General features: G+C 65.8%; 25 protein-coding genes and 3 pseudogenes. 8 read left to right on the forward strand and 20 right to left on the reverse strand.

The window, feature by feature from the left end:
• Positions 1-6: 6 nt before the first annotated feature.
• The 16 genes from ACGFRG_RS25525 to ACGFRG_RS25600 form a co-directional block, all read right to left on the reverse strand.
• A complete protein-coding gene (locus ACGFRG_RS25525) occupies positions 7-1,659 on the reverse strand; it encodes a hypothetical protein (protein ID WP_393267548.1) in 1,653 nt (550 codons plus the stop codon).
• A gap of 581 nt (positions 1,660-2,240) precedes the next feature.
• Positions 2,241-2,915 (reverse strand): hypothetical protein, encoded by a 675-nt coding sequence (locus tag ACGFRG_RS25530; RefSeq protein ID WP_393267551.1) that lies wholly within the window; start codon positions 2,913-2,915, stop codon positions 2,241-2,243.
• A 171-nt stretch (positions 2,916-3,086) separates the two neighbouring features.
• Complete coding sequence (locus ACGFRG_RS25535; protein ID WP_393267554.1) at positions 3,087-5,486, reverse strand: phage tail tape measure protein; 2,400 nt, start codon at positions 5,484-5,486, stop codon at positions 3,087-3,089.
• 389 nt (positions 5,487-5,875) lie between these two features.
• Entirely contained in the window at positions 5,876-6,187 is a 312-nt protein-coding gene (locus tag ACGFRG_RS25540; RefSeq protein WP_393267556.1) for a hypothetical protein, read from the reverse strand.
• Between the two features lie 44 nt (positions 6,188-6,231).
• Positions 6,232-6,795, reverse strand: a complete 564-nt coding sequence (locus tag ACGFRG_RS25545) for a hypothetical protein (protein WP_393267559.1) — start codon at positions 6,793-6,795, stop codon at positions 6,232-6,234.
• Between the two features lie 430 nt (positions 6,796-7,225).
• Positions 7,226-7,483, reverse strand: a complete 258-nt coding sequence (locus tag ACGFRG_RS25550) for a hypothetical protein (protein WP_393267561.1) — start codon at positions 7,481-7,483, stop codon at positions 7,226-7,228.
• Positions 7,480-7,824: a hypothetical protein gene (locus ACGFRG_RS25555; RefSeq protein WP_393267564.1), complete on the reverse strand. Its 345-nt coding sequence runs from the start codon at positions 7,822-7,824 to the stop codon at positions 7,480-7,482. Before ACGFRG_RS25555 ends, ACGFRG_RS25550 begins: the two co-directional genes overlap by 4 nt.
• Positions 7,821-8,375, reverse strand: coding sequence for a hypothetical protein (locus ACGFRG_RS25560; RefSeq protein ID WP_393267566.1), 555 nt, complete (start codon positions 8,373-8,375; stop codon positions 7,821-7,823). Before ACGFRG_RS25560 ends, ACGFRG_RS25555 begins: the two co-directional genes overlap by 4 nt.
• Before the next feature lie 195 nt (positions 8,376-8,570).
• Positions 8,571-9,527 carry a major capsid protein gene (locus tag ACGFRG_RS25565; RefSeq protein ID WP_393267569.1) on the reverse strand — a complete coding sequence of 319 codons (957 nt, stop codon included), beginning with the start codon at positions 9,525-9,527 and terminating at the stop codon, positions 8,571-8,573.
• 102 nt (positions 9,528-9,629) lie between these two features.
• Complete coding sequence (locus tag ACGFRG_RS25570; protein WP_393267571.1) at positions 9,630-10,193, reverse strand: hypothetical protein; 564 nt, start codon at positions 10,191-10,193, stop codon at positions 9,630-9,632.
• A 9-nt stretch (positions 10,194-10,202) separates the two neighbouring features.
• A complete protein-coding gene (locus ACGFRG_RS25575; RefSeq protein ID WP_393267574.1) occupies positions 10,203-11,183 on the reverse strand; it encodes a hypothetical protein in 981 nt (326 codons plus the stop codon).
• Positions 11,184-12,254 carry a phage portal protein gene (locus ACGFRG_RS25580; protein ID WP_393267576.1) on the reverse strand — a complete coding sequence of 357 codons (1,071 nt, stop codon included), beginning with the start codon at positions 12,252-12,254 and terminating at the stop codon, positions 11,184-11,186. It abuts the gene before it with no gap.
• Positions 12,244-12,615 (reverse strand): hypothetical protein, encoded by a 372-nt coding sequence (locus ACGFRG_RS25585; protein ID WP_393267579.1) that lies wholly within the window; start codon positions 12,613-12,615, stop codon positions 12,244-12,246. The genes ACGFRG_RS25580 and ACGFRG_RS25585 overlap by 11 nt, the downstream gene beginning before the upstream one ends.
• Before the next feature lie 15 nt (positions 12,616-12,630).
• A complete protein-coding gene (locus tag ACGFRG_RS25590) occupies positions 12,631-14,328 on the reverse strand; it encodes a terminase large subunit (protein ID WP_393267581.1) in 1,698 nt (565 codons plus the stop codon).
• Positions 14,309-14,788, reverse strand: coding sequence for a P27 family phage terminase small subunit (locus ACGFRG_RS25595; protein WP_393267584.1), 480 nt, complete (start codon positions 14,786-14,788; stop codon positions 14,309-14,311). The genes ACGFRG_RS25590 and ACGFRG_RS25595 overlap by 20 nt, the downstream gene beginning before the upstream one ends.
• 5 nt (positions 14,789-14,793) lie before the next feature.
• Complete coding sequence (locus ACGFRG_RS25600; RefSeq protein ID WP_393267587.1) at positions 14,794-15,009, reverse strand: hypothetical protein; 216 nt, start codon at positions 15,007-15,009, stop codon at positions 14,794-14,796.
• Positions 15,010-16,007: 998 nt separating this feature from the next.
• Here ACGFRG_RS25600 and ACGFRG_RS25605 point away from each other — a divergent pair.
• From ACGFRG_RS25605 to ACGFRG_RS25620, 4 genes and pseudogenes are all read left to right on the forward strand, one after another.
• Positions 16,008-16,112 (forward strand): annotated as a pseudogene (locus ACGFRG_RS25605) (Hsp70 family protein); the annotation flags it as partial.
• Positions 16,113-16,364: 252 nt separating this feature from the next.
• A pseudogene (locus ACGFRG_RS25610) lies at positions 16,365-16,469 on the forward strand (Hsp70 family protein); the annotation flags it as partial.
• 373 nt (positions 16,470-16,842) lie between these two features.
• Positions 16,843-17,166 carry a hypothetical protein gene (locus ACGFRG_RS25615; protein ID WP_393267590.1) on the forward strand — a complete coding sequence of 108 codons (324 nt, stop codon included), beginning with the start codon at positions 16,843-16,845 and terminating at the stop codon, positions 17,164-17,166.
• Positions 17,167-17,569: 403 nt separating this feature from the next.
• Positions 17,570-18,091 (forward strand): hypothetical protein, encoded by a 522-nt coding sequence (locus ACGFRG_RS25620; RefSeq protein WP_393267593.1) that lies wholly within the window; start codon positions 17,570-17,572, stop codon positions 18,089-18,091.
• Here the strand turns inward: ACGFRG_RS25620 and ACGFRG_RS25625 are convergent.
• Positions 18,088-18,429, reverse strand: coding sequence for an HNH endonuclease (locus tag ACGFRG_RS25625; protein WP_393267595.1), 342 nt, complete (start codon positions 18,427-18,429; stop codon positions 18,088-18,090). The two genes, ACGFRG_RS25620 and ACGFRG_RS25625, sit on opposite strands and share 4 nt — an antisense overlap.
• Before the next feature lie 234 nt (positions 18,430-18,663).
• Here ACGFRG_RS25625 and ACGFRG_RS25630 point away from each other — a divergent pair, with 234 nt between their 5' ends.
• Positions 18,664-18,879 carry a cold-shock protein gene (locus ACGFRG_RS25630; RefSeq protein ID WP_393267598.1) on the forward strand — a complete coding sequence of 72 codons (216 nt, stop codon included), beginning with the start codon at positions 18,664-18,666 and terminating at the stop codon, positions 18,877-18,879.
• Between the two features lie 659 nt (positions 18,880-19,538).
• On the opposite strand, the gene ACGFRG_RS25635 is transcribed toward ACGFRG_RS25630, so the two are convergent.
• Together ACGFRG_RS25635 and ACGFRG_RS25640 are read right to left on the reverse strand one after the other, a co-directional pair.
• Positions 19,539-19,781 (reverse strand): hypothetical protein, encoded by a 243-nt coding sequence (locus ACGFRG_RS25635; RefSeq protein WP_393267601.1) that lies wholly within the window; start codon positions 19,779-19,781, stop codon positions 19,539-19,541.
• Between the two features lie 140 nt (positions 19,782-19,921).
• Positions 19,922-21,601 (reverse strand): recombinase family protein, encoded by a 1,680-nt coding sequence (locus tag ACGFRG_RS25640; RefSeq protein WP_393267604.1) that lies wholly within the window; start codon positions 21,599-21,601, stop codon positions 19,922-19,924.
• Positions 21,602-21,680: 79 nt separating this feature from the next.
• On the opposite strand from ACGFRG_RS25640, the pseudogene ACGFRG_RS25645 reads away from it, so the two are divergent.
• A pseudogene (locus ACGFRG_RS25645) lies at positions 21,681-21,962 on the forward strand (ElyC/SanA/YdcF family protein); the annotation flags it as partial.
• 6 nt (positions 21,963-21,968) lie between these two features.
• On the opposite strand, the gene ACGFRG_RS25650 reads toward ACGFRG_RS25645, so the two are convergent.
• Positions 21,969-22,448 (reverse strand): gamma-glutamylcyclotransferase family protein, encoded by a 480-nt coding sequence (locus ACGFRG_RS25650; RefSeq protein WP_393267607.1) that lies wholly within the window; start codon positions 22,446-22,448, stop codon positions 21,969-21,971.
• Positions 22,449-22,586: 138 nt separating this feature from the next.
• Here ACGFRG_RS25650 and ACGFRG_RS25655 point away from each other — a divergent pair, with 138 nt between their 5' ends.
• A complete protein-coding gene (locus tag ACGFRG_RS25655; RefSeq protein ID WP_393267610.1) occupies positions 22,587-23,339 on the forward strand; it encodes a hypothetical protein in 753 nt (250 codons plus the stop codon).
• Positions 23,336-24,655, forward strand: coding sequence for an ATP-binding protein (locus tag ACGFRG_RS25660; protein WP_393267613.1), 1,320 nt, complete (start codon positions 23,336-23,338; stop codon positions 24,653-24,655). The genes ACGFRG_RS25655 and ACGFRG_RS25660 overlap by 4 nt, the downstream gene beginning before the upstream one ends.
• Positions 24,656-24,848 lie beyond the last annotated feature (193 nt).

The following is a 24,848-nucleotide window of genomic DNA, read 5'->3' on the forward strand; positions in this document are numbered from 1 at the left end:
GGCTCGTCACGGCGGGGGTACAGCCGGATCAGCAGGTAGATCAGGTGTCAGTCCGGAATCCTGCGGCACACCGTTAAACGCGGTACCGCGAAGTGTGAGCGTCTGCGTCACCCGTCCGCTGCTCCCCGAGGTCTTTATCCCAATGACCCATGCAAGGGTGTCAAGTTGGGCCCCGGTCGTGTCTTTCACCCGTACTACGTCCCCGAGTTCAATCCGCGGGTCGGGCAGGATTTCAACGGACTGCATCAGAGGGATGGGGAATGCGGCAGCATTCCGCAGTGCTACGGCCAACTCCATGGCCGAGCCGAGATCCTGCACCCAGCCCTTAACATCGTGCTCATATACCTGCGTCCCGTACAGGCGCCGACTTTCGTCGTTCCATGCTGACCACACATACGAGCCCGGGTCCTCGGACGGGGCAATCGTGCTTAGCTGTGCTCCGTGGTAGTAGACCGGGCTCGCCGAAAGGTTGCGGAACCCGAGCGTGATGGCCCCTGGATCACGACGCATGGAGATTTCGACGCTGGACGGTGTGAGCTGCGAGTCTGCGGCGCTGCCGCTACGGATGACCGCATGGCTCGGGGGCAGCTCGCCTGTCGGCATGAGCCCCCGCGGTGTACGGGGGTCGTTCTTCTTTTCCTCGATCGGGAGAGTGCGCACTAGCGTGCCCTGCGGCGCTATTTCTATCGGGGTAGACACGGCGTCTTTGAGAAGTTCTTCCCCGGCACCGACCACGTTGGACCAGTCCGAGACTCTTACGGTGCAGTAGTTCCGGCACGCGTCGATTTCCTCCGTGATGGTGAGGCCGGCTAGCTCGCGGGCCGACGTCACCTCAAGGTCTGCAACGCTTGGCGGTGCACTCCAGCGTCTGTGATCTCGCCATAGAAAGTAGCCGTCGGCTGTGAACTCCGCGGTTGCCATGGTGGCGCGGGCTATCTCAGTAATCACATCCCACGCGCTACCGCGTACAGCAGGAAGCATCCTGAGCGGGAACTGCGGGGCATCGAGCCGGGCACCACGTTTCCACGTTCCCCTCTGCGTCACCTCCGCGGCCGTTCCCGGGCGGAAAAGTTGCGTCGACACCTGAAAGGCTTCCGCCAACAGGTTGGTGAGCCCAAAGCGGACCTTCTCCAGCGTGCATGCCAGCCGCATGGAAGGAGTGGGCAAACTCCCCTCATTAAGGAACGCCGGAACTCCGTCATCAACCGTGACAACGGGCGTGACGGTCATCTGATCCCGCGTCCAAAAGCGCACCCACCACCCGATGTGCATCCGCTTGCCCTCGGTCTTAAGCGGCGTCCATGTCCACCCAACAGTATTGTTCTTCGTCGGATCGGCGTTGGCGCCGCTGCGCGCGGTGAGCGTGCCCTTAGTGAAATTGACGCTCAAGGTAACATAGTGGTTCGGTCCCGCTTCCGTCTGCCATGTGGTGTGCAGTTCCACTTCGGAATCACCCACCGTGGGCCGCTGGTTGGTCACCCAGTACTCGAACCACAAGCCGGGCCCATTATTGGCGGACGGAAGCACCGCGGGGACATAGGTTGCGTAGTAGGGCGGCCCATATCCGCCTTCCGCCGCACACTCGAACGGGGCGCCGGTCTTGTACCACTCGCCCCAGCCACCCTCGGTGGATTCGAGATAGCCCACATTCGCGGCCACCCCGCCATGCAGGGAGGCGTACAGAATGCTGGTCGGCCGTGGGGGCGGCGCCGTGTGGATACCGGCACCCCGTAGCAAGTGGTCCACCACCCATACCGGGCTCGCGGCCCAACGCGACTGCCAGTAGGTGGCTTTCAAGCTGCCCTCGGGGCGGGGCACCCTGGCGGGCATCCGCAGCCGCTCGGCACCGTCCAGCGCAGACAGCCGCACCACATCGGTACCGCTCTCGGCGCTCCGGGCCCGCACCGACCCCCGGAACGTGGCGAGGCTGTTCCCGCCGACTCCCCACTGATGTGTGACCGACTGTCCCGGGCGGGCAATGTCGCCGGTTGCTCGTGGTGCCCACGGACCGTACAGCGCGGGGGCCGGCTGACCGCCCGTGCCCACCAGGTCCGCGGTGAACTGTGCGCTGGAAGAGCCAGAGAACGCCCGCATCGCTTCGGGGAGATCAGTCGCGTACGACCGGTCTACCGCCCATGAAGCGATCTGCGGACCAACCTTCCTGCCCCCGAGTCGAGTTGAGTGTGTTGCGGAGCGCTCTCCGATGGCGAGAGCGGCGACCAGGGCCGGAGGTGCACCCCTCATGCGGTCACCACCTCCACCAGTTCAAGCCCGATATCCCGGTACGCGCCGTCCCCGTCCGTCGCAACATGCGAGTACCGAGTGATACTGAAAGGCGGGGTGCCCTCGCCCGGCGGTAGCTCGCCGGCCAGCAGCGCCGCCGCGATGTCCCCGGCCGCGAACACCGACGGACCCAACTCCCACACGCCCTTCGCGGTGAACGCCACGTAGGGCTGTACGTATGCGGCGTTCACGGGTGCAGCAGCCACCAGCGGGACACCCGCCGCAGGGGCGGCACTCGTGCTCAGGTACGTCCGTGACGCGTCGTACCAGGCAACGCGGGCGCTCATCATGACTGCACCCGATGCGACCAGCCCCGGCGCCCACCACGTGTACGTCTGTCCCGCCACCACGGGGATGCCGTGAAAGGTCGGGTGCCGCCACTGCAAGTTCGTGTAGCCCACGGCGGGCACGGTCTCCACAGACACCGTGTTCGGGACGTACGGGCTGAGCCCGCCGCCGTACAGGATGATTTCCGATCCGGTCACCGACCATTTGCCGCCCGCCGGGCCGAGTCCGGCCGCCTGGTCGGCGGCGAGCAGGTTCCGCGCGAGCGGGTCCAGCACTGTCACGGGCCCGGGACCATCCACACGCCGCGCGAGCCGGTCCAAGTGGGCCACGTCGTCCCGATGCATCGCGGACCAACTCAACTTGAGCCGGCGAGGCCGGACCGGAGGCGCCCACGTCGTGACACCCCCGTCCAGCGAAACGAACTCAGACACGCGCAGCTCCGGCGACCGGTCAAAACTCCGGGCCCCGTCAGTGATCTGCCGCAGCGCGCCCGGCCGACCGATCCACAATTCCCGTCACCTCCTTGCTAGTTGCCGCTGCCCGTACGCCACCGCACGGGCTACTTCCTGCTCACCGATCCGGACCACGATGTCCCGGTCCCGCTCGCCCTCCAGGGCCCGCAGCACGTCCGCAAGCCCCGTATCCACTGCCGACGCTCCGCGGGGAATCCCCACGGCTCCGGCGGCCCGTACGGCCCCGATATCGGGGACCGTGACCATGGACTGCAAACGGGCGTCCAACGTGCTCTGCTCGGAGTCGATACCGGCAACGATTCCTTGCGGAATCCACCGGCCGATCTCGTCTCGCATGAGCCGCGAGGGCGACGCGATTCCGAGTGCCTTGGCAATGGGTCCGGGAATGATGCGCTTCGCCCAGCCGGTCAGTGTGTCGGCCAGCCAACGGCCCATGCCCTTGACACCCTCCCAGATACCACGCACCAGATCGGCGCCCTTGTCGACCAAGAGTTGCCCGAAATCGCCTAGCGAATCCTTGATCCGCTTCGGAAGGCCGCGCACCCAATCGACGAACTCGCCAAACTTCCGGATGGCATTGGACGAGAAATCAGCGACCCACCGTCCCGCATCGCGGATTCCGGTCGCCATGGATGACAGCCAGCCGATCACGTTGCCTATCCAGCCGATCACGGTTCCGAGGGCTGAGAACAGCCCCGAAAAGATCGGCCCCGCGAGTCGGATGATCACCGGTATCACAGCGCCGAGAATGTCGGCCACAAGTCGGCCGAGCCACGACACCACCGACGTCACAACCTCGATAAGCGGACGCGCTTTCTCGACCACACCCTGTAGCTTTTCACCGATCATCTGCGCCGCCGGAACTACCCGTGACGTCATGAACTCGGCCAGAGCGGAAAAGATCGGTTGCAGATTCTCAAGGATGGCCCCATACACCTTCATCACTGCGGGCCATACAACGTCAACGAGAATCGAACCGATCTGCCGGAATATAGGAAGGACAGCACCACCGATAGCAGACTCCATCTGCCAGAAAGCGGGCAAAAGCTGACCGCTAACGACACCCCAGAGCCCCGACAGGGCGGGCATGATTGACGTCTGAAAAATATCGAACAGCCCGCGGGCCTTGAGCCCGATTCCTTCCAGCACGCCAGCAAAACCGCTGGACGTGATGTCATCACCACCCGCCCTGAATGCGGCACCGAATGCGCGGATTCCGCCGGATATCTCGGAGAGAACCGGGCCGACCGCTCGTTGGGTCGCTTCAAAGGCAGGACCGAAAACCGTCTTAAGAAAGTTGGCGCCAGCGGACAGCGCGGGGATTACCTTGTCCCCTATGAAGTTGGTCAGACCGACTTCAAGTCCCCGTTTGAACTGCTCGATCCGGGCGCCCGCATTGTCGTGCAGTGCGTCGCCCATTTTCTCGGCGGCTCCGGCAGTATCGCCGAGTGCCTTTATGGCACTTGACGGGTCCAATGCGAGGAGCGCGGCCTGCATATCCTCTGATTTCGTGCCGAACAACTCGGTTGCCGCGGCAGATCTCTCTACAGGGTCCTTGATGCTCCGCAGCGCATCCAGGGTCATCGAAAGGGCCCGTTGCGCGGACGGGCCCCCCTTCCCGATCATTGCGAACATCTTGTCTGAGTTCAGCCCAACCATTTGAAAGGCTTTGGCGGACTTGTCGGAACCGGCAACCGCCTCAATCGTGAACTCTTTGATGGCGTCGGCTACCTGGTCCGTATCCCGGGCACCCGCCTGCATTCCCTGGGAGATCAGGCCCATGGATGTCTTTGCGTCTAGGCCAATTGCGCGAAATACGGTCGAATACTCATTGAAGGTGTCCATGAGGTCATCGGCGCGGGGGCCGAGCTTCTGCATTCCAGTCGTCAGAATGTCAAGCGCCTCGGCACCGTCCTTCGCCAGACCCGTTTTCAACATCTGCCCGACTGCGTTACTGGTCTGGCCTAGGTCCAACTCAAAGGTCTTGCTTAGGTCAGTTACCCTCCCGGTTATGGATTCGATCTGTGCGTTTGTCGCATCCGGCGGAAGGATTCCGGAGCGCATGACACCTGATATCGCCCCGGCCGCTTCCTCCACGGAGTCCGTGACACCGCCCGCGTAGAGCTGTCCGGCCGCCTTGCCGTAGCGCTTGGCTTCCTCGGGGGTGCTGCCCAATTGGGCTTGGATCTTGCCGTTAATGGCGCCCTGGTCGAGAGCGTCCATGAAACCTTTGGTCAGTACTGCCGCAGCAGCGAGACCGATAGCGGCAAGTCCGCCTTTGAGGACTCCACCCATTTTCCCGGTGAAGCCCTCGCCGGCTGCCTGTCCGCCCTCCTGTCCCGCTGATTCTGCGGGCCCGGTTACTTGCCGTTGGAGTTGCCCGGCAAAACCTTGTACCTCGGGGACGATGGACACATAGCCCATTCCCACTTCGACAGCCATGCCGGATCACCCCCCGTTTTCCGGCTGAAACTTGGCGAGATAGGCCGCTACCTCGCGCACCTCGCGATTCGTGCCACCGATCCGGCCCGAGCGGACACCAGGGCGGGGAATGGGTTTCGGGCGCCTGGTCGGCGTTTTCGAGCCCGCGTTCCCGCGCTGCCAATTGGCCTCGCTCAAGCGGTCATGCACCGCCGCGAGTAGCTGTGTTTCCAGCGTCCAGACCGCATCGGGTCCGGATATTGCTCGGGCCAATGCAGAGTCGGCGGGAAGACCTGTCACCAAAGCGCGCAAGCGGCGCCACGTCAGCCCCGACCCGGGGCGGAATAGGTTGCGCAGATCGGTTGCGTAATACCGCTGCAAGTCTGCTTCTATGGCCTCGCCGTACTCACTCAGGAGTCGGCAGAGGCCGAGGATTCCCCCAGCGGAATGCCCTCGTGCTTCTGCCACTGTCGGAAAAGCTCACCGAGCGCAGCAAGCGGAGCCGGAATAGCATCAAACTTGGACCACTGGTCGCCGAGCCCGGATTTAAGCAGGACCTCAATGTCTCGGGCGCTCGGGCTGTCCACGTTCACCGTGGACAGGACCGACTTATCCAGCTCGCCGGCTGCGGGCATAGTGAATACCAGCCCGGACAGGGTGAACCGAAACGGTTCCTTACGAGCTTCCTTGACCCATACGTCAAGGTCGAATGCATTACTCACGTGCTGTACCTCTTACGATGTAGGCGGAACGTTTCTGCAATGACTTAAGCGGGCGGGGTACTCGTCCACGCAGGGTCATCGCTGTACTTGATGGCAACCGTTCCGTCAGCGCCCGGGTAGGCGGTTACGGTCAGCTCGTACGCAACTGCCTCGTCGCCCTTGTACGTAATGTCTCCGGTCTCGGTGACCTCGCCGTCCGGAATCACGATGCGGATATGAGAGGTACCGTCGATCACGTCGAAACCGAACGTGCGACGGTCCGGTCCCGGGGCCTTAATAGCAAGCACGCTCTTGCCTGAAGTGGTCGTTACCTTCGAGCCCTTGTGGTACAGCTCAAGAACCGTCTTGCTCGTCTCGATGGCCGTGAACTGGAAGGTCATTTCACTGGACGAAATGACCTTGCGGACTGTCTGTCCGCCCTGCCATCCCTTGATTTCTGTGGTATCCGTCGAGTTGGATTCGGTGATCCCGTCATCCGAAATCCACCCGATATCGGTGAACGCAGCGTCCCAAGGGCTCGTCGCATCGGTCGGAAGCTTGGACTTTGGCACCGCTACATAAGCAGCGCCCGTAACCGCTACGCGCACAGCGTTAGCGTTAAGAGACATGGGTGTCCCCCTGTAGTAAAAGAAAAGTGGTGTTTAGAGAGCGCTTCCGCGCATGTGGATTTCCACGGCGAAAGCGAACCGCGCGGCGCTGGTCTGGTTGTCGGGTAGCCACATCGGGCCCCCGACTTCCGACACCCGGTAGACGGTCACCCCGTCGCGCACCCCGGGAATGTCACCGAGCAGTGCACGCGAGAGCGCCACGAGATCATGAGCGGCCGATTCGCTCTCGGCCCAGCAGTGCACATCGAGCCGAGGACGGTCCGATACGGGGGTCTGTCGTGTGCCCCCGATGCGCTGAACCCGAACGAACGTGGGCGGGCGCGGAGTTGGGACGCGCGAGACGACAGGGACGGGCCGACCTGCACCCTTCAGAGCGCCCCGGAGATAGCCCGTCACCACCGCCACGGCGTCCGGCATGACGATGACGGGCTTACTCGCCATGGGCGCCATCCAGACCGCGCAGCAGATCGCGCCGACTGCCCGCGTGCCCGCCCGACTTGGCGAAGTTGTAATTGCCGATCACTGCGGCTCGCCAACGCCGGGAACCTAGCGCCGAGTCAGTGCGGAACTGCCCCTCGGACCCCGCCGCACTGGCAGCGATCCGGCGCGCGATGCGCTCGACCTCGCGCCCGCTCTCGGGCGTCTTCATGAACGAATTGATGTTGGTCCGGTTGGGCCGGAATCTCATCCCGACACCTCCTTGAGTCGTGCTTCGGTGTGGTGGTGTCGGCCCCCGACGACGTACCGCGCAACGTCCCCGTCGGTGTCGAGCACCCGCCCCACGGCAACTACGCGGTCACCCGGGATCAGGTCGATATCGACTCCGCGGCGTGTGATCAGGCGGAGTCCTGTCGTCACCGCTGGGCGGTCGCCGTCGTCCTCGGCGGACTCGGTGGGCTGCACGGACACCCGGCGGACCGTGGTCCTGGTCGCGCTCGTCCAATCCCGCTCGGTGGTCGCGTTGCCGTACCTGTCCACCACGAACGGAGCCCGGAGGATCACGACCGTCTGTGTGTAGTGGATGGTCACCAGGGCCGCCCCTGGTCGAGCTGCACCACCGCAGCGCGGGGGCGGTACCGGGCGAGCTGGTCCCGCTCGATGGGGGCGAGGCTCGCGCCGATCGTCTCGGCCGCATACGTGACGTTCACCGAGCCGACCGACTCTTGCCGAAGATCGGACGGGTTGGTCAGCACCCGGCCGGCGAGCGTCAGCACGATGGCACGCACGTCCGCCGGAACCTCGGCATATCCGTGGGTGTAGGTGACGACCACGGGCCCGAGCCCGAGCGGGACGAGCCACAGTTGGTCCCGCCACACCCGGTACTCATCCGGGCGCAGCACGCGGCCCCCGCGACGGACCAACTCAACTGACACAACGGGCCGTTGGGGCAGTGCGACCACCCGTCCGCGCGGGGACAGTGCAACGGTCGTTGAGCCCCGGGTAAAGCGCTGCCGTGCCTCGCTCCGCACGATGGCGGACGCGGTGTCGAGCACCAGGGCGGCGCCCTCGGGCAACTCGGTCTTGTCTCGCTGTATCCATGCCGCGAGTTCGTCCACGGTGGCCAATGCGGGGAGTGCCATTACGCGTTGCCTCCCCTGATCAATTCACTGTCTGAGCGCCGCACGCCAGACACCGCGCCACGGTCCGCGGGGCCCCGGAGGAATCGAGAACGGGAAAGCTCTCCACTCGTTCCGGGGCGCCGCAGGAATCCGTGTGCGGAATCTTCGGGGCGGACGCTGCTACCCGCTTACGCGGCGGCATTCCGTCCCCTTCCGTTACGCGGCGAGCACGCCGTTAAGACGAGCAGCACCACGGCCACCGAACACCGCAAGTCCTGTGTAGAACTCAATCCGGGTGCGGTAAGAGGGCTTGGACTCAAGCTCTCCCAGGTCCGTAACCTGAATGCCGCCATTGGTGAGACCGGTCACCGCGCGGTCGTCCTCGGCCTGACCGAAGCGCACGGCGTAAATGCTGCTCGCATTGGTTGCGGTGCCCTGCGTCTCCGTCTGCGGAAGAATGTCAACACCCGCCGGGGTCTGGCCCGGGTCAAGCAGCGGAATACCGTTATAGGTGGCGACCATCTTTCCGGTAAGCGCCTCACGGACCATTTCAAAACCACCGATCCGGCGTGCCGCAGAACGCACCTTCGCAATGACCGCGCGGTTTGCGTACAGCGCACCGTTCGCACTGGTCAGGCCCGGTACCTGCGCAACAAGCTGGTCGAGCAGGTCAAAGAACGCGTGGCTGTCGTTCGCCCCCGCACCGACGATCGGGGCGCCATCCTTGCCCGCCGAAATAACCTGCGCGCCAGTCAGACGCTTACGCAGACCGTCAAACCCCTTGGGGTCGGTGGCAACGTCACCGTTGAAAAACGAATCCTGGAACTTGTACGACGCTGCCTTGATCTTCATGCGCGTCTGGATAGCCCGCTGGTCATTCAGGTTGCCGCGGGTCTTAACGATGAACTTGTCAACGTCCGCGTCGCCGCCGAGGATTACAAGGCTCTCGGACTTCTGGTTAACAGCGCCGGTGCTCTCGGCGTACGCCTCATTCACTGCCCGGAACTGCACGCCCGGCAGCGTCGCTTCCTCGTTGTATGCGTACGAATTGCCCTCGATGGTGAGCAGCGGCAGCCGGTCGAGAATGCTCGACTCCTGAACGAACGTCTCAATAACGCCCCGCTGAAGGTCTGTATTCGAGAGCTTGGCAGCCTCGGGAAGAGTAAGTGCCATTGAGTGAATTCCCCCTGATTTTGGGCATGAAAAAAGGGACGGCACTCAATGCGAGTGCGTCCCTGGAACGGGTGCGAATCGTTTCTGCGAAAAGGGCGGAGCCTATGCGTCGTATGCGCGCCGCAGACGGTCAAGCGGTGTGGCGGGCTCGGGCTCGGTAGCCTCGCGCGGACCGGCGCCCACATCCCCCCACGCGGGGGCGCTGCCCTGGTCGGCCGCTAGATATGGCTTGTCCTTGACGAGCTGGTCCACAGCGGCAGCTACCGCGGCAGCGTCGATATCGCCCCCGGAGCCGGCGAGCGCCGCCACGTCCAGCAGCGCGAGCGCGTCCGCCGGATCACGGAGCCGACCAGCGGCAGCCGCTCGCAGTTCCGCGCGGACGAGCTGCGCCGTGAACTCCTGCCGAATCTCCGACCGGAGCGCGTCAAGGTCCGTGCCCTTGGTCGCAGCGTTCGAGCGGCGGAGCCGTGCCGCTTCCTGCTCGGCCTCGCTCGCGCGCTTCTCGGCAGCCTCGCGGGCTGCCCGCTCGGTCTTCACGTCCTCGGCCTGGTCGCCCTCGGTTCCCTTGCCCGCCTCGCCCTGGTGCTCGGTGCCGGTAGCCGTACCGGGCTCGTCCTGGTCGTTCTCGGGGCTGGTACCCGGGACGCTCTGCGGGTCATCTGCCATTGGTTCCCCCTACGTGATGTATCCGTGCTTTCGCAGCATGGCTATTTGGTTCTCGCGGTTGTCACCAGCGAGTTTGAGAATGGTTTCCGGCATGAGCCGTGCCTCTTTGGCTCGCTCGTAGCGCTGCCCGGGACCCTTCTGAAATCCCGAGTCCAGCGACTTACCGGCGATACCGCGTCTGGTGGTGCCCTCGGTCGTGACGCTCATCGGACCCCGCCCCGTGACAGCCGTAGCCATCCCACGGCGGGCATTGACGAGCTGACCGAGATCGGCACCGTTCTCCAGTGCCTTGACGCCAGCCGGCCCGAGCCGCTTCCGCTGTTCCTCGGGACTCATGGAGTGGAACAGGTCCGCGGGGCTCTGCGCCTGGTGCCATTCGTCCTGCGCCATGGGCTGCATGCCACAGTCGCAGCGTGGATGCCGCTTGAACCCCGTGGAATGCGTGTACTGACGCCCCGACAGGACGATGCAGCGGGCACACGCGGGCAGCCGCACCACACGCACGTACGCCACACAGCGAGGGTGTGCAGTCATCGCTACCGACGTTGCAGCCCGCGCAGTGTCCGCGATCTGCGTGCCCGTCATCATCGCCATTTGGTTGAGACCGCGCAGCGCCGCCATTTCGGCACTCTCACCCGCCGCGAGACTCCGCGCCGTAGTGATGGCGGGCAGTTGCAGCAGCGAGGCGAGCGGACGAGCGTCCGACGCGATCCCCACCAACGCCCTCGGGTTGAGCGTGCCGAGCGGCGCCGCCGCAGCACCCTGCGCGAGCATGGACGCACTGACGAAAGCCTGTGCCCCCTCGGCCGCGGAAAGCTGCCCCGCCATCACAGCGTTGAGGATCTGCCGTCCGGTCTCACCCTGCATCGCCGAGAGAATCCGATCGGCGGGCACGTCCCGCCACAGCCCCTGTACCGCCTCCACAACGCCCCGCGAAATCGACTGGACTTGTGTGTACCGATCGGCCGCCAAATCCTCCGCACGGCCCATCTAGGCCGCTTCCGGAACATCGTCGGCGGTCGGATCAGGCTCGCCCTGGTCGGGCTCGGGCTTAGGGCCGAACAGATCGGCCACGTTCCCGCCGAGGATGGCGCCCGCCGCATCCGTGCGCATCGTCTTCCACCGCTCGATCTCGTCCGGAGTCACACCCGGAATGCGCTCCCACAGAGCCTCATCCGGAACCCCGATTGACTTCAACTTCACCAGCGCATCGGAGTATTGGGCATCACTGCGGAACTGCGGGTCACGCCAGATGACCGAGCCGAGCGCGAGCGATTCCGCGCGCCCCGCCTCGCCCTGCGCCAGCGCCTCTAGCCGCATGATCTCGCGCAGCGCCGAACCGAAATGGCGCTGCCTTTCGTTCACCTTGGCAACTAGACCCGCCTCGCTCGCGGCCACGCCATCCGGGGACACGTTGACAAGCTGCCCCGCTAGATAGCTAGGCGGGGTGCGGGTCTGTGCCGCGATGTGCTGCACCGCGACTTCAATAACGCGTAGGTAGTTGTCGAGATCAGCGGCGGAGAACTCGGCAATGGACGCGCCTTGACTCTCAAGCCACAACAGGCGGTCGGACCGGAAGCGGTCTAGCGGCAAATCCTCCTCGCCGACCACTTCCCCTGACTCTGGGTCCACGATTTCCCGGACGGGCCGGTCCATCCCGAGCACCGCCCGAGCGGGCAGCGCGAGCCCATCGGATGCGGTCATGAGGTGAGCCCAAAGGGTGTTCACCGCATCCTGTAGCGGAAGGACCGTCGCTATCTCACTGCGGGGCTTGCCGTGTAGCCGGCTCCGGTTCGGGAGTTCCACCAGCGGCACCACACCGAGCGGGTTCGGAATGTGACTCGGCTCGCCCCGGGCAAGTCCCGCAGTGCGTCCGGTCCACGCTCCGCCCTCGCGGGTCGGGCGCTGCCACCGGTAGACCATGGTCGGCGTGAACAAGGTTGCAAACTCGGTGTCGTAGTCGCGCCACGTCATGAGCCCCGCCTTACGGAGTCGACGACGACCAGGCACGTACTCAACTATCGCGTTGGACGCGTTCTGAAAGGTGATCTCAACCGGCATCGGTGTTATTCCAGACCAGCGCGTAACTGCGCCCCGTAATGAGCGCTTCCAACAGGGCAAGCCCAATCTCTACATCACATTCAGACCGGCGCCACGCTCTACCCGCAGCCTGGTCAACCGTCCCGTCTTCCAGCCGGAAGCCGATCGGCATGAGCCGTTCAACGGTCGCGTCGGGTACCACGGCACACCAGTTGTCAGAGAACTCGTCAAAGAGCCCGCCGGTCTGCGTACTGAACTCCGGCGACGCGAACAACAGCGGGCGGTCACCCTCATACGCATCGGACCACTTCTTAGCGGCGTGTCTGCGGCGCTGCACCTTGCCGTACAGCCGCTCTGTCATCTGTAGTGGCGTCTCCGCCATGCATCCCCCTCGGACTTATGCGCTCGCCGCACGGGCACGCTTGAGCGGTCGGCGGACATACCCGTCCAGCGCCATGACCGTCGCGGCGATACCGTCAATGCGGGCGCTCGACTTCCCGCGGTCCGGTTTCACCGGACGCAAGTTATCGTTGCCATCCCGGTACACCTCAACCACGCTTGCATTCCAGCGGAGAACAGGGTTACCGCCGTGGTGTATTCGGCCCTCGCGCAGCAGTCTTTCCAGTTCCTTACTGCCAGGGCTCATGCCTAGATATGTTTGCGCGACCGGCACCACGTCCACGCCGCGCGTCTTCTGCTCAATGCGCTGGACAAGCTGACCGGCAAACATCCGGTCATAGCTGATGCGCTGCACGTCCAGCCGGCGACAGTCCGCAATGATCTGTTTTTCAATCGCGCCGTAGTCGATGGCGTCACCCTCAGTCAGCGTCAGAAGGCCCTCATCTACCCACTGACGCAAGGGGACTTGTAGCTGTGCCTCTAGCTCGTCTACGCGTTCCTCGGGCAGCCAGAACCGCGAGATCAGTTCCAACTCAACCCCGGGTTTGCGAGACTCGACAGCGAGCACCCATGCGGAAAGGTCAGACACCGCGGACAGGTCCACCCCGCCCCACGCGCGCCGGTAACGGAATCGCTTTTCGTCCACAGCGCCCGCGTTGGCATCCCATACGGGAAGCGGCAGCCACCGCGAGGACGAGCGCATACGGCGATTCAGCGACAAGCGGCAGAAGGTAGGGAAGTAACTCGGTGTGGACTTGGCCTTGTTCGCCTCACGCCGCATGTAAGCGAGCGAGGGCGAGACACCGAGCCCCGGATTTGCCTTTCGCCACGTCGTCTCGTCGTAAGGGTCGTCGCCTTCCTCGGCAGCCCAAATGACCCCGTAATGCCCGGGGTCGGAGATCACATCGTCGGCGCAGCGGCGGGTATATACGTGCTTCTCGTCGTAAATGCTGCCCTCGGTGCCCTCATCAGCAGTCGTGATGAACACGACCAAGGGTTGGTCGCGGGCACCCGTACCGGTCTCGATGGCGTCGATAAGGTCACGCCGCTTGTGCACGTGGACTTCATCAACGATGGCGCCGGACACATTCAGCCCGTGGGCGGTTTCAGCGATTTTGGAGAGGGCTCGGAACACACCGCCCGTACGGGGCACCCGGATAAGCCCGCGTAGAACCTCTACGCGGCCCCGTATGGCCCTACTGGTGAGCGCCATACGCTTAGCGTCATCAAAGACACGCTCGGCCTGTGGAAGGCTGCCAGCAGCCGCGTAGACCTCCGCGCCAATCTCGCGGTCGGCAAGCAGCAGAACCAGACCGATACCCGACGACAGCGTTGATTTACCCGCCTTACGGGGAACCTCAATCCACACCGTACGGGCGACACGAACCGGTCGGCCCAACTCGGGGTCGAACCACAGCCATCCGAAGATCGGGGCAATGATCCACACCTTTTGCCACGGCGCGAGTTTGAGCGGAGTCCCGCCCCAACGACCTTTCGTGTGCCGCATGGACTCGATAGCCGCAATGGCTCGGCGAGCGGCGGGCACGTCGAAATAGGCGCCCTCGCGCTGCGGGGCCTGGTGGGCGAGGACGAGCGGACGGGACTTGACCGCCTCGCCTATCTCGTCCTCGGTCAGCCCGAGTTCTAGCAGCGCGTCATACGGGACCGGCAGATCCTCAGTCGAAAATCCCGTCATCGTCGCCCCCGCTTTCCGGCGGGGTAATCCGCGTGGCTGACGCAGGGCTGAGCCCCAACTCACCGACCAGCGACCGGAAGTGACTCCGGTACTGGTGGGCAATCGTCACCCACGGGGACTTGACGTTCCCGCGCTCCGTCTCGACCACCAGGCCGGTTCGGCTCAACTCCCTTTCGGCCTGCCACAGTCGGGCGACCGTCACGCAATACTCAATGGCTGTCTCTCGCTGCGGGTCGGTCAGACCAGCGGAATGCACCAGGGCGGGCACCGTCCTCGCCCACACGTCCCGGGCCTTAACCCGCACGTCCTCGGCGGAGCCACCCGGCAACAGCTCGGACCAATCCGGCTCGACCGGAGCCAGAGGGGCGAACGACGCGCCCTCGGAATTGCGGTCAGCGCGGAACGTGCCCTCGCGCACCGCCTGAATATGGGGCTTCGGTTTCTGCCCGGGAACCGCCACCGAAACTACTCCTTATCGAGTTCCGCCCGGAACGCGCAGTCCCTTGCTTCAAGCAGCTTGCGCAAACCGGCGGAACGTTCCGCCCCCGGCGGAAGTACATTCACCATCACTTCTGCCGCAATGTGAAAGGCCATGCGAAGCAAGTCCTCCTCGACAGAAAGGCGCTCCTCATTGGCCTTGTAGTCCGTAAAGTGCTGCATGATGGCACGCGGGTCGTACATAGCGACTCCTCTGGTTAAGTGGGAATTCCACGGAAACGCTCAAATGAGCCATGCGAGTTTTTTGCCTCCCTGCCGATCAGCGTGGGGAGGGGGAGGGAGTACCCCCCTGGTCGGGCTGCACCCTATGTCCGAATTGGTTTCGCATTCGCGGCAGCCCAACCACCAGGTTGGCGTTTCGCGGTCTCTTTGTTGTGACACTGCGTGCACAACGGACGAAGCCTGTTCGGCGCGTCAGGATCGGCAGCACCTTGCGCGACCAACTCACGTCGCGACCAAGGGAAATGGTCGGCCACCGTGGCCATGCGACCGCACAGCAGGCACCACGGGTTGCGGTATAGGTAGGCGCGTCGGATGCGCTGCCACCGTGTGTCATAGCCGCGCTCGGCGCTCGTACCGCGCTGTTGCTCGGCCTCGCGTCGGTGAGCCTCACAGCGACCACCACGTGCAGTCAGCTCGGGGCACCCGGGGATGGAGCAAGGGGGGCGGGGTTTACGGGGCAGGGGGGATCACCTCCCAAGGGGTGGGGTAGTCGGACCTGATCAAGGTCAGTACGGGGCGGCGCCTTTGCGCCACCATGTCGAATACCGGCCATCCCTCCGAGAGTCACCGTCCAGTGACGCTGAGTCCTGCGACGCTCTGAGCAGGTCGACATGGCGTCGAGCGAGGAGGGACTGGGAATGTCTGACGAGGAAGTACCGCCCGTACTTTCGGCACGTGGGGTGCTGCCGCCCTCACCGGCGGTGGCTGGTGCCTACTGCCGAATTGGCGAACAAGTGGGCGTAATCCCCGGCACGGACTCAGGAACTGACGTCCCTGACTCGGTTCTCATCCCGGCAACCGAGGTCAAGCCCGAGGATGTCGGCACACTCAGCCTGCGATACGTGGACAACGTGCCCCAACTCGTCGTCAGCGGCGGGACAGTCATCCCGGCAGGGCTCACGGTTGAGGACGGGGCCGGCAATCCCGTCGGGGCGTATTCCCTCTCGGCCGCTGGAGCCATGACCTCGCGGGGAAAGATCATTGGCATCGACCTCGGAACCACCAACTCGTGTGTATCAGTGCTCGAAAACGGCGTCGCAAAGGTCATCGAGAACGCGGAGGGGGAACATCGTGCCTGAGCCCACGCCCAACTCAAAAGGCACAGCCAAGATTCAGTTGCAGACCGAAGAGACTGCCCCGGCGCCCATCCCATCACCGAGGTCAAGCCCGAGGATGTCGGCACACTCAGCCTGCGATACGTGGACAACGTGCCCCAACTCGTCGTCAGCGGCGGGACAGTCATCCCGGCAGGGCTCACGGTTGAGGACGGGGCCGGCAATCCCGTCGGGGCGTATTCCCTCTCGGCCGCTGGAGCCATGACCTCGCGGGGAAAGATCATTGGCATCGACCTCGGAACCACCAACTCGTGTGTATCAGTGCTCGAAAACGGCGTCGCAAAGGTCATCGAGAACGCGGAGGGGGAACATCGTGCCTGAGCCCACGCCCAACTCAAAAGGCACAGCCAAGATTCAGTTGCAGACCGAAGAGACTGCCCCGGCGCCCATCCCATCACCGAGGTCAAGCCCGAGGACGTAGGCACACTCAGCCTGCGCTACGTGGACAACGTGCCCCAACTCGTCGTCAGCGGCGGGACAGTCATCCCGGCAGGGCTCACGGTCGTTGACGGGGCTGGGAACGCTGTTGCGGCGTACGGGGCGGCTCCTATTGATCGCACTGCCCAGGTATCACCATCAATACCGCTCATGTCGAGTACAACAGCACGATCAGGTAGAACGGCGGCGACAGAACGCAGGAGTCTGAACCCCGACACCCTCACCAACGCAGGAGACAGTCATGTCCGACACCACGCCCAACGCCAAGGGTCCAGCCCCGGTCCAGTACACGCCCAAAGCAACCGAACCCGCGCTCGTCCCGGCCGACCAGGTCAAGCCCGAGGATATGGGCGCACTCAGCCTGCGATACGTGGATGACGTGGCCCAGCTCGTCGTCAGCGGTGGAACCGCTGCACCCGCCGCCATTACAATCGTGGACGGCTCCGGCAGCCCTGTAGGCATCTACACAGTGGGGCTGATCCAGGCGCCCACCATCCAGGCGCGCCGCGCGGTACCCGCCCCGGCGACGGATCCTTCGTTTGTTCTCCGGTTCCAGGACGATTAGGGAACCTGATATCAATGCTGGCCTCTACCGTTGAGAGCCCTTTCCGTCCCGCTGCGAACTGCCCAACGCCCGTGCCGGGGTGATGTCAGAACGGCGGACCAGTGGCCCCCAAGTCCTCGCGCGTCTTGAGCTAGCGGCAACCCTGACACCCGCCCTGCCCCGATGCGAGCTAGCCAACGCCCGTACCGTGGCGGAGCCACGTCCAGGCAGCACCCACCAGTCGTCAGCTCGGGGCACCCGGGGACAGAGTAAGGAGGGCAGGGCTTACGGGGCATGGGGGATCACCTCCTGAAGGGGGCGTAGAGAGTGACCTACGCCATACGCTGTGTGCTCTCAGCGACCCGACAACAACCTGGTGGCGGAGCAGGATTGAGCCCACAAGCCACGACAAGGGGGCAGCACTATGCGTTTCATCCCAAGTGAGGTAGACGGGCTCATCCGTCAGTGGGTGGACAAGGCCCGTGCCGACGCGCGTGCCAACGGCGAACGCTTACCACCGCCGTGGTCTCGCCTGCCCCACTACGAGAGAGAGCCGATGTTCCGCGAGGGAACCCTCTGGTTTCGCCTCGCATCGGGTGACCTACTCGAACAGGCCGTACAACCCCAACCAACCGGAGACGAAATCTCCAACATGCACGAGCACCTAGCCCGTTGCTGCGAACAACTCCACACCATGATGGATGCACGCGGCGACCTCCTGCCCGCCGGAACCCACGAACAGATGGCGGTCATTGAACAGCGCATCGCCATGACCCTGGACACCGTGGAATCCACGCATGGAGATTGGTCAGGCGAGCAGGAAGCGGCTTGGGCGGAGCTGGTCCGATGGGCTTACCTCCTCGGCTACTCCCGAGAAACCCGGAGCGGCGCCGTCGACAGGTGGATGCCCGAAGGGTGGCATCTAGCAAAGAGCGGCCCCGCCTAGACCGCACACCCGAACTCCGTTGAGGTCTTGAGCCCGTGGCAGCCGTGGCACAGCACCTGAACGTTGCTGTCTATGTCCTCGCCACCGAGGGACAGCGGACGCACATGGTCCACGTCCACCCCGCCCGCGGGGAAGTCGCCCAAACACCAGTCACACCACGCCGAGCCCCGTTCCTGCATTCGCCGGCGGAGCCGAGCCGCAGCATCAAACCGCTTCGCGCGCCGCCTACTGCGTGACCGCCGAGCCCGCACCGCAGGACGCTGCTCGTACGCCTGGTCATGAACTACGCAACGCCCACGGCGTGTTGCCGCCTCGCTGCACTCGATACAGCTCGTCATCAGTCACCGCCTGGTGCTCGTTGTTGTGAAGTGCCCGCCCCCGGACTCGAACCGGGGAACTCTGCCGATTGGGTACGGCGCACCTCTACCTGTTGGGTCAGCGGGCTCGCTGCTGTTTCAAGTCGCTTCGACTGCACACTGTGATGCTCTCTTTACGTGGCGTGTGGGTTGGGTCATGATCCGAGCGTGACGACCGGGGAACACCACGGTTCCCGCGTGACTTAGGGAGTGCTCATGGCGGACAGGCAGAGCGGCACCGTGAAGTGGTTCAACGACGAGAAGGGGTTCGGCTTCATCACGCCGGATGACGGCAGCCCCGACCTCTTCGTGCACTTCAGGGCCATCCAGGGATACGGCTTCAAGGCTCTTAAGGAAGGGCAGAAAGTGACCTTCAAAGCTGTTCAGGGGCAGAAGGGCATGCAGGCCGACGAGGTCGAGGCAGCAGGATGACCTGCTGACCGACCGACCCCGAACGGCGTGGGGACTGCACGCGCTTACAACCCCTTTCGGCACGCGCTGGTGCGCGGGTTACTCATGGGCGGTGCAGTCCCCGTACGCGTTGCCTCACGACCCCTGCGACCACCCCGGTAACGCGGGGCGTGTGGTGCACGGGCAACGCTGGTGAGAGTCAGGCACTCGGACCGCCGGGTGTCCCCCTTGGGGTGGGTGCGCGGTAATCCTGCTCTCACTCGTAAGGGAGAGCGAAGGTTTCCCGCACCCTTAAGGCGGTTGAAGCCTCCTCGCTCTCACTCGTAAGGGAGAACGAAGGTTTCCCATGTCCGGAAGAGTGATGCGGTGTCGTCAGAGACCCCGTTCTCTCTTTTCTCTATTTTTTCTATGCGTTCTAAAAAAGTGTCGTAAGTCGTCACCCTCAACACTCTTCGCCCCGCTGTTGGGCTGACCGAGCCCGAGCGCGAGCCGGCGGGTAGCCCCAGGGGCGCCCGTACGCCCGTGTACGGGCATGAGAAAGCCCCGGCGGTCCCGAGGGACTACCGGGGCAAGTCGGGCCGGTCGTACTGCATTCCAGGACGAACCTGTAAGGCACCGGGCCTATCCCGCACACTCCATGTCGGTGCGGGATGTAGTGAGCTTATCGGGGTGGCGAGGGGTCAGCGGTTCGGCCAGTTCGGGACGGGCTGACGCTCGCCCACAGCGTCCACGTACGCGAGAACGTCCCCGAGCGTGTCCGTCTCCTGGTGTTCGTTCAACTGGTCTCGGCTCTGCATGGCGAGGCCGAGGGCGGGAATCGTGTCCTCGGTGATCTCGCCTGTCTCGAACAGCGCGCTTAGCGTGCCCCCATCCTGGTAGGGCCGTAGGGCGTCCCGGACCTGGTGGTCAGTCAGCGTGTCCATGGGGGCAGGATACGAACGGCGAACCCTGCCCCACACCCCAAATTCCCGTACAGGGCAGCCCTGGTGAGCGGTCGCGGGTACGAACAAGCCCCGGCGGTCAACACGGACCAACCGGGGCTGTTGATGGCCTACAGGGGCGGCTACGCGGCTAGCACGGGCTCGGCGAGGCGGACGGACGTACGGCCCACGTTCGGTCCGTCGGGGCGCCCCTGGTCGCCTTCTTGCGCACCGGTCACCTCAACCCCGGGGTCGTGGGCAATGTCCGCTGTGATCACGACGCGTTCGCGCCCGCTCGCCACCGAGTTGACGACCACACGCACGCCATGCGCTTCCAGCATTTCGCGCCGTTCGGCATCGTCCGCAGCCGCGTGCCATTCGTCCGCCACGGTTTTGCCGGTGGGGATGCTGACCCACCCGGCGGGGCGGTCCGGCTGCTTCTTAAGTTCGGTGATCTCGCGGCCGAGTTCGGCGAACCGGGTCCGGAACCACTCGGCATCCTCCGGGGCGTCATAGACACCCGCGTTACGGTCCTCGCGGAGTCGAGTCCGCGAGGACTCCAGCTCGGCTATCTGCGAGGCATAGCCCGTCCCGGGGTCATAGACGGACTTCATGAGCTGACCCGAGCCGTACCGCTCAAGGAACCACGCCGCTACAACCTCATTGAGCTGGAACTGAGCGATCACCACGCCTGCCACGTGCCCGCCATCCTTGACACCGCGAGGGCGACCGCAGAACCAGGACTCTGGAATACCCCGCTGCCTCGCCGTGCAGTGATACGCCGGATACAGGACACCCTGAATTCGGACAGTCGCCGCGCGGTACAGCTTGTCATTGCAGTTGCCGCAGAACGCCACATCGGCAATGAGGTTCGCACCCTTGGGCGTCCGCGAGTTCGAGCGAATGCCCTTGGGGGCTAGTTTCGCCTTGAGTGCTTCATGCGTGGCACGGTCCCAAAGCGGCGGTGCAATCTTGTACGGCTTCCCCTCCTTGTCCAGCACGGGCCGCCCCTTGTGCATGAGGTAGCCCAATGCCGCTTCACTCAGCAACATGTCTTTGAGCCCCTTACCGCCCCACTTCGTTCCGACAGGCTCACGCCCGTACTGCACGCGCAGCCAGTCACGGGGTGACAGTTCCCGGGCACGGTTAAGGCGGGCTGCCTCGCTGTACGGCGTGGTCTTGCCGGTTTGGTCGAGCAGAATGCGCGTAGCAACGTTGCGCATGACTTCCGCGGAGTGCTTCTCATTCTCCGTGTGCGTCACCTTTGCCGTGGGCGACGGGCGAACGTGCTTGAACCCGTACGCGGGACGGTTGGTGACCTGCCCAGCGTCGCGGGCCCGCTTGTACTCCTGCCGCACGCGCTCACGTATGGAGCGGTGCTCCATCTGCGCGCCCATGGCCTTAAGAGTGAGTTCGTTCTCTTGGTTGGAGTCGTTCAGGTCCCACACGCCCGTGTGATCTGCCGTGACGAGCGCACGCCCCGCGCTGTGATTGGCGTAGGCGGTGCTGAGCACGTCCACGACGTTGCGGCCGATCCGGTCCACCGCCGAGCCGGCGAGCCCGTCATACGGCCCCTTCTCCCCTCGGAGCCAGGGACCAAGTTCGGGCCGAGTCATCGGGTCCGTAGCGCCCGAGACCTCCCAGTCATCGGCCCACGCGATGATGTGCCCGCCTACCGCCTCCACAGCATCCAAGATCAGGTTTTGCTGACGCTCGGGGCTGCTCGTTGCGCCACTGACCCGGGACAGTCGCCTGACCCCCAGCAGACACATACCGCAACCGTCGTACGGCGTAACCGGGGCGTCCTGCCTGGTCAGGCCCATGGTGTGTACTCCCCTACCTAGTTCTCGTTCGGTAGGGAGATCGGTGGTTTCCCTTGACTCTGCATAGGCAGACTCGGCGACCTGGGACTCCTGCTCACGGGCCCGGAAGATCTTCGGGGTGCGCCGGGCCGTCCTGGTCAGCCAGGGCTTCCACATCCGCCGGGCGGTCGCGCTGTGCGAGGCCGCCGGGGTCCACTCGTACGGGGTCGCGGTCGACGCCGTGCACGACGTCACCTGGTACTACGGCACCACCCGCGAGGTGTTCGCGGCGGGCAAGGCGGCCTTCGACGCCGCCTTCCGGCCGGACCCGACCTTCCTCGGCCCGCAGGAGACCGGGGTGGCGCGGGCACTGGCCGGATGACGCCGCTCAGACGCGCTCGCCGGGCGGGCCGCCGCGGGCCGTGACCCAGTCGCCGCCGGGGATCGGCGTGCCCTCGGCCCGCAGCCGCCGGGCCAGCTCCGGTGCGGCCAGATAGACCCAGGCGCGGGCCGTGGCGCCGCCCGGCAGCTCGACCGTCCGGCTCACCCGGTCGTACATGTTCCGGGGGTCGTCAGGACCGTGGAAGTCCTCCAACTGATCGAGTACGACCAGGACTTGGGCGTACGCGTCGGGACTCGGGGTGATCAGGGCGCCGGTCACCACACCGTCGCCCGCCGTCGCGTACGGATAGCCGGGCCCCTCGTAGAGCACCGCCCCCGGCAGCCGCGCGGGCACCTCGGCGGCGGTGCGGCCGCGCAGCAGCGCCGCGTGGTAGCGCTCGCCGGGCCGCAGCGTGCCGTACGCGAAGAAGGGCAGCGGCGCCGCGGTCCGCTCTGCCGATGTCACGGGCACTCTCCCTCGGGGCATGGGGAACACGGGACATGGGGACAAAAGGGCACTCCGACCTGGCCGAAAGTCCCTGATCCGACGGTCGGGGCAGGCCTACGCACAGCTGTTACATACCGTCCTGGCTTCCGTGATGAAGCGGTTCTACCGTCGATTGTCGTGGCCGGTGGACCCGGCCGGTCCCCCGCCCCCTGCCACCAGGCCGCCCTCTCCATGATCCAGAGTCTTCGCGCCGCCACGGTCGCCGCTGTCGCGGCCGCCGTCGCCGCGCTCGCCCTGAGCGGGTGCGGCGCGCCCACCGGGCTCAGCGACGGCGGGGCCGCGCCGCCCGTGGCCGCGCAGCCGTCGCCGAAGCCGCTCTGGCCGGACTGGTCCGACGGGTCCCGCAAGCGGCCGGGCCCCGCCGTGCCGGGCGCCCAGCCGCCGCCGGAACCGCTGGCCCACGGTCCGGCGGTGCCGAAGGAGGGCCTTTCGGCGATCGATGTGGACGACGTCATACGGGCCGACCCGCGCGCCAAGCAGTTCGGCGGCCTGGCGCGGAGCGAGCGCCCGGGGCAGCCCGGTATCCGCCCGCCCGTCCTGCGCGATCTCACCGACGACGGCTCGCCCGAGCTGATCATCTCCGCCGACCTGGAGAGCGGCCGTACGGTGCTGGCCGTGTACACGGCCCGCGACGGCAAGGTCGTCCCGATCCTCTACACGGCGGGCAAGCGGCTCGCGGTCGAGACCGTCGGGACCGACCTGGTGGTGCGCAGCGCCTCGGACGACGGCGCCGAGCAGGACGTCCGCTACCGGTGGGACGGCGCCCGACTGTCGTCGGTGAGCGACATCAAGACGTACAAGAACGACGACGCGGACGACGCGGCCGGGGCCGACGGGACGGACCGGGCGGCGAAGGAGGCCGGGCCGTGACGCCCACGCGCGCGTGGCGCTTCGCACGCGAGCAGCTGCGGCGGCTGCGGGCCGTTCCGCAGGGGCTCAGTCTGCGCTGGAAGATCGCGGTGGTGCTGGCCGGCGGCTGCGCGCTGGTCGCGGTCACCATCGGCGCGCTGATGCACCAGGCGCGGGTTTCGCAGCTGGTCGCGACGGCACGGGAGTCGGCGACCATGCAGCTCGCACGGGTGCGCCAGGTCTACGAGTTGACCGGGCAGGTCGACCGCAGCGACATCGACGCGGCCGTCGACGACCTGCGGCTGCCCGCCGAGCTGCGGCAGTCGGCGCTGGCCGGGCGCCGCAGCACCTTCGTGGACCTGGACGGTCCGGACCCGGCCGTGTGGGCCGCGCGGCCGATCGGCGACCAGGTGCTGTCGGTGCGGCGGCCGCTGCTGGCCGAGCGGTCCGACCTGCGGGAGTTCGACCGCGAGCTGATCGCCTGGGGCGCGCTCGTGGTGGCGCTCGCGGCGCTCGGCGGGGCGGGTCTCGCCAGCCGCCTCAGCCGTGAGCTGCGGACGGCCGCGGCGATCGCGCGCCGTATCTCGCGGGGTGAACTCGACGCGCGGATCGGGCAGTCGGCGGCGCCCGCCGCGCGCAACGAGGTCGCGGAGCTCGCCTGCGCGGTCGACACGATGGCCGCGTCGCTCCAGCGGCGCCTTGAGGCCGAGCGGCGGTTCACGGCCGATGTGGCGCACGAGTTGCGTACGCCGCTCACGGGGCTGCACACGGCGGCCGAGCTGCTGCCGCCGAGTCGGCCGACGGAGCTGGTGCGCGATCGGGTGGCGGCGCTGCGCACGCTCACGGAGGACCTGCTGGAGGTCGCCCGGCTGGACGCGCGGGCGGAGCGGCCGGATCTGGAGGTGCGTCCGCTGGCGCCGCTGGTGGAGGGGATTCTGCAGCGGTGCGGGTTCGCGGGGGCGTTGACCGGTGGGGATGCGGTGGGTGCGGATGCGGTGGGACGGGATGCGGGGGCGTTGGTGCGGACAGATCCTCGGCGGCTGGAGCGGATCGTGGCCAATCTTGTCGCCAACGCGCGGCGGCACGGCGCCGAGCCGGTCGAGGTGACCGTCTCCGGTACGGCTGTGACCGTGCGGGATCACGGGGTCGGGTTCCCCGAGCGGCTGCTGCGGGACGGGCCTTCTCGGTTTGTCACCGGGGCGATGTCCCGGGGGCAGGGGACCGGTCTTGGGCTCACCATCGCGCTGGGGCAGGCCGAGGTCATCGGGGCGCGGGTTGCGTTGTGCAACGCGGCCGATGGTGGGGCCTTGGCCACCGTTACCTTGCCGGGAGCTTGAGCGCTCGGCAGGGCGGGGTTCGGAGTTCCGGGTGCGTCGTCGGGTGCGGGTCGTGTGTGGCTGGTCGCGCCGTTCCCCGCGCCCCTAGGTACGGACTCCGCTGGTCGACCGTTCGTGCGCCCCCCGCGCCCCTAGGTATCGACGCCGCTGGTCGACCGGTTTGTGCGCCACTCGCTGCCGTTGGTCGCGCGGT

It is taken from the genome of Streptomyces sp. NPDC048696, from assembly GCF_043198895.1.
Taxonomy (GTDB): domain Bacteria; phylum Actinomycetota; class Actinomycetes; order Streptomycetales; family Streptomycetaceae; genus Streptomyces.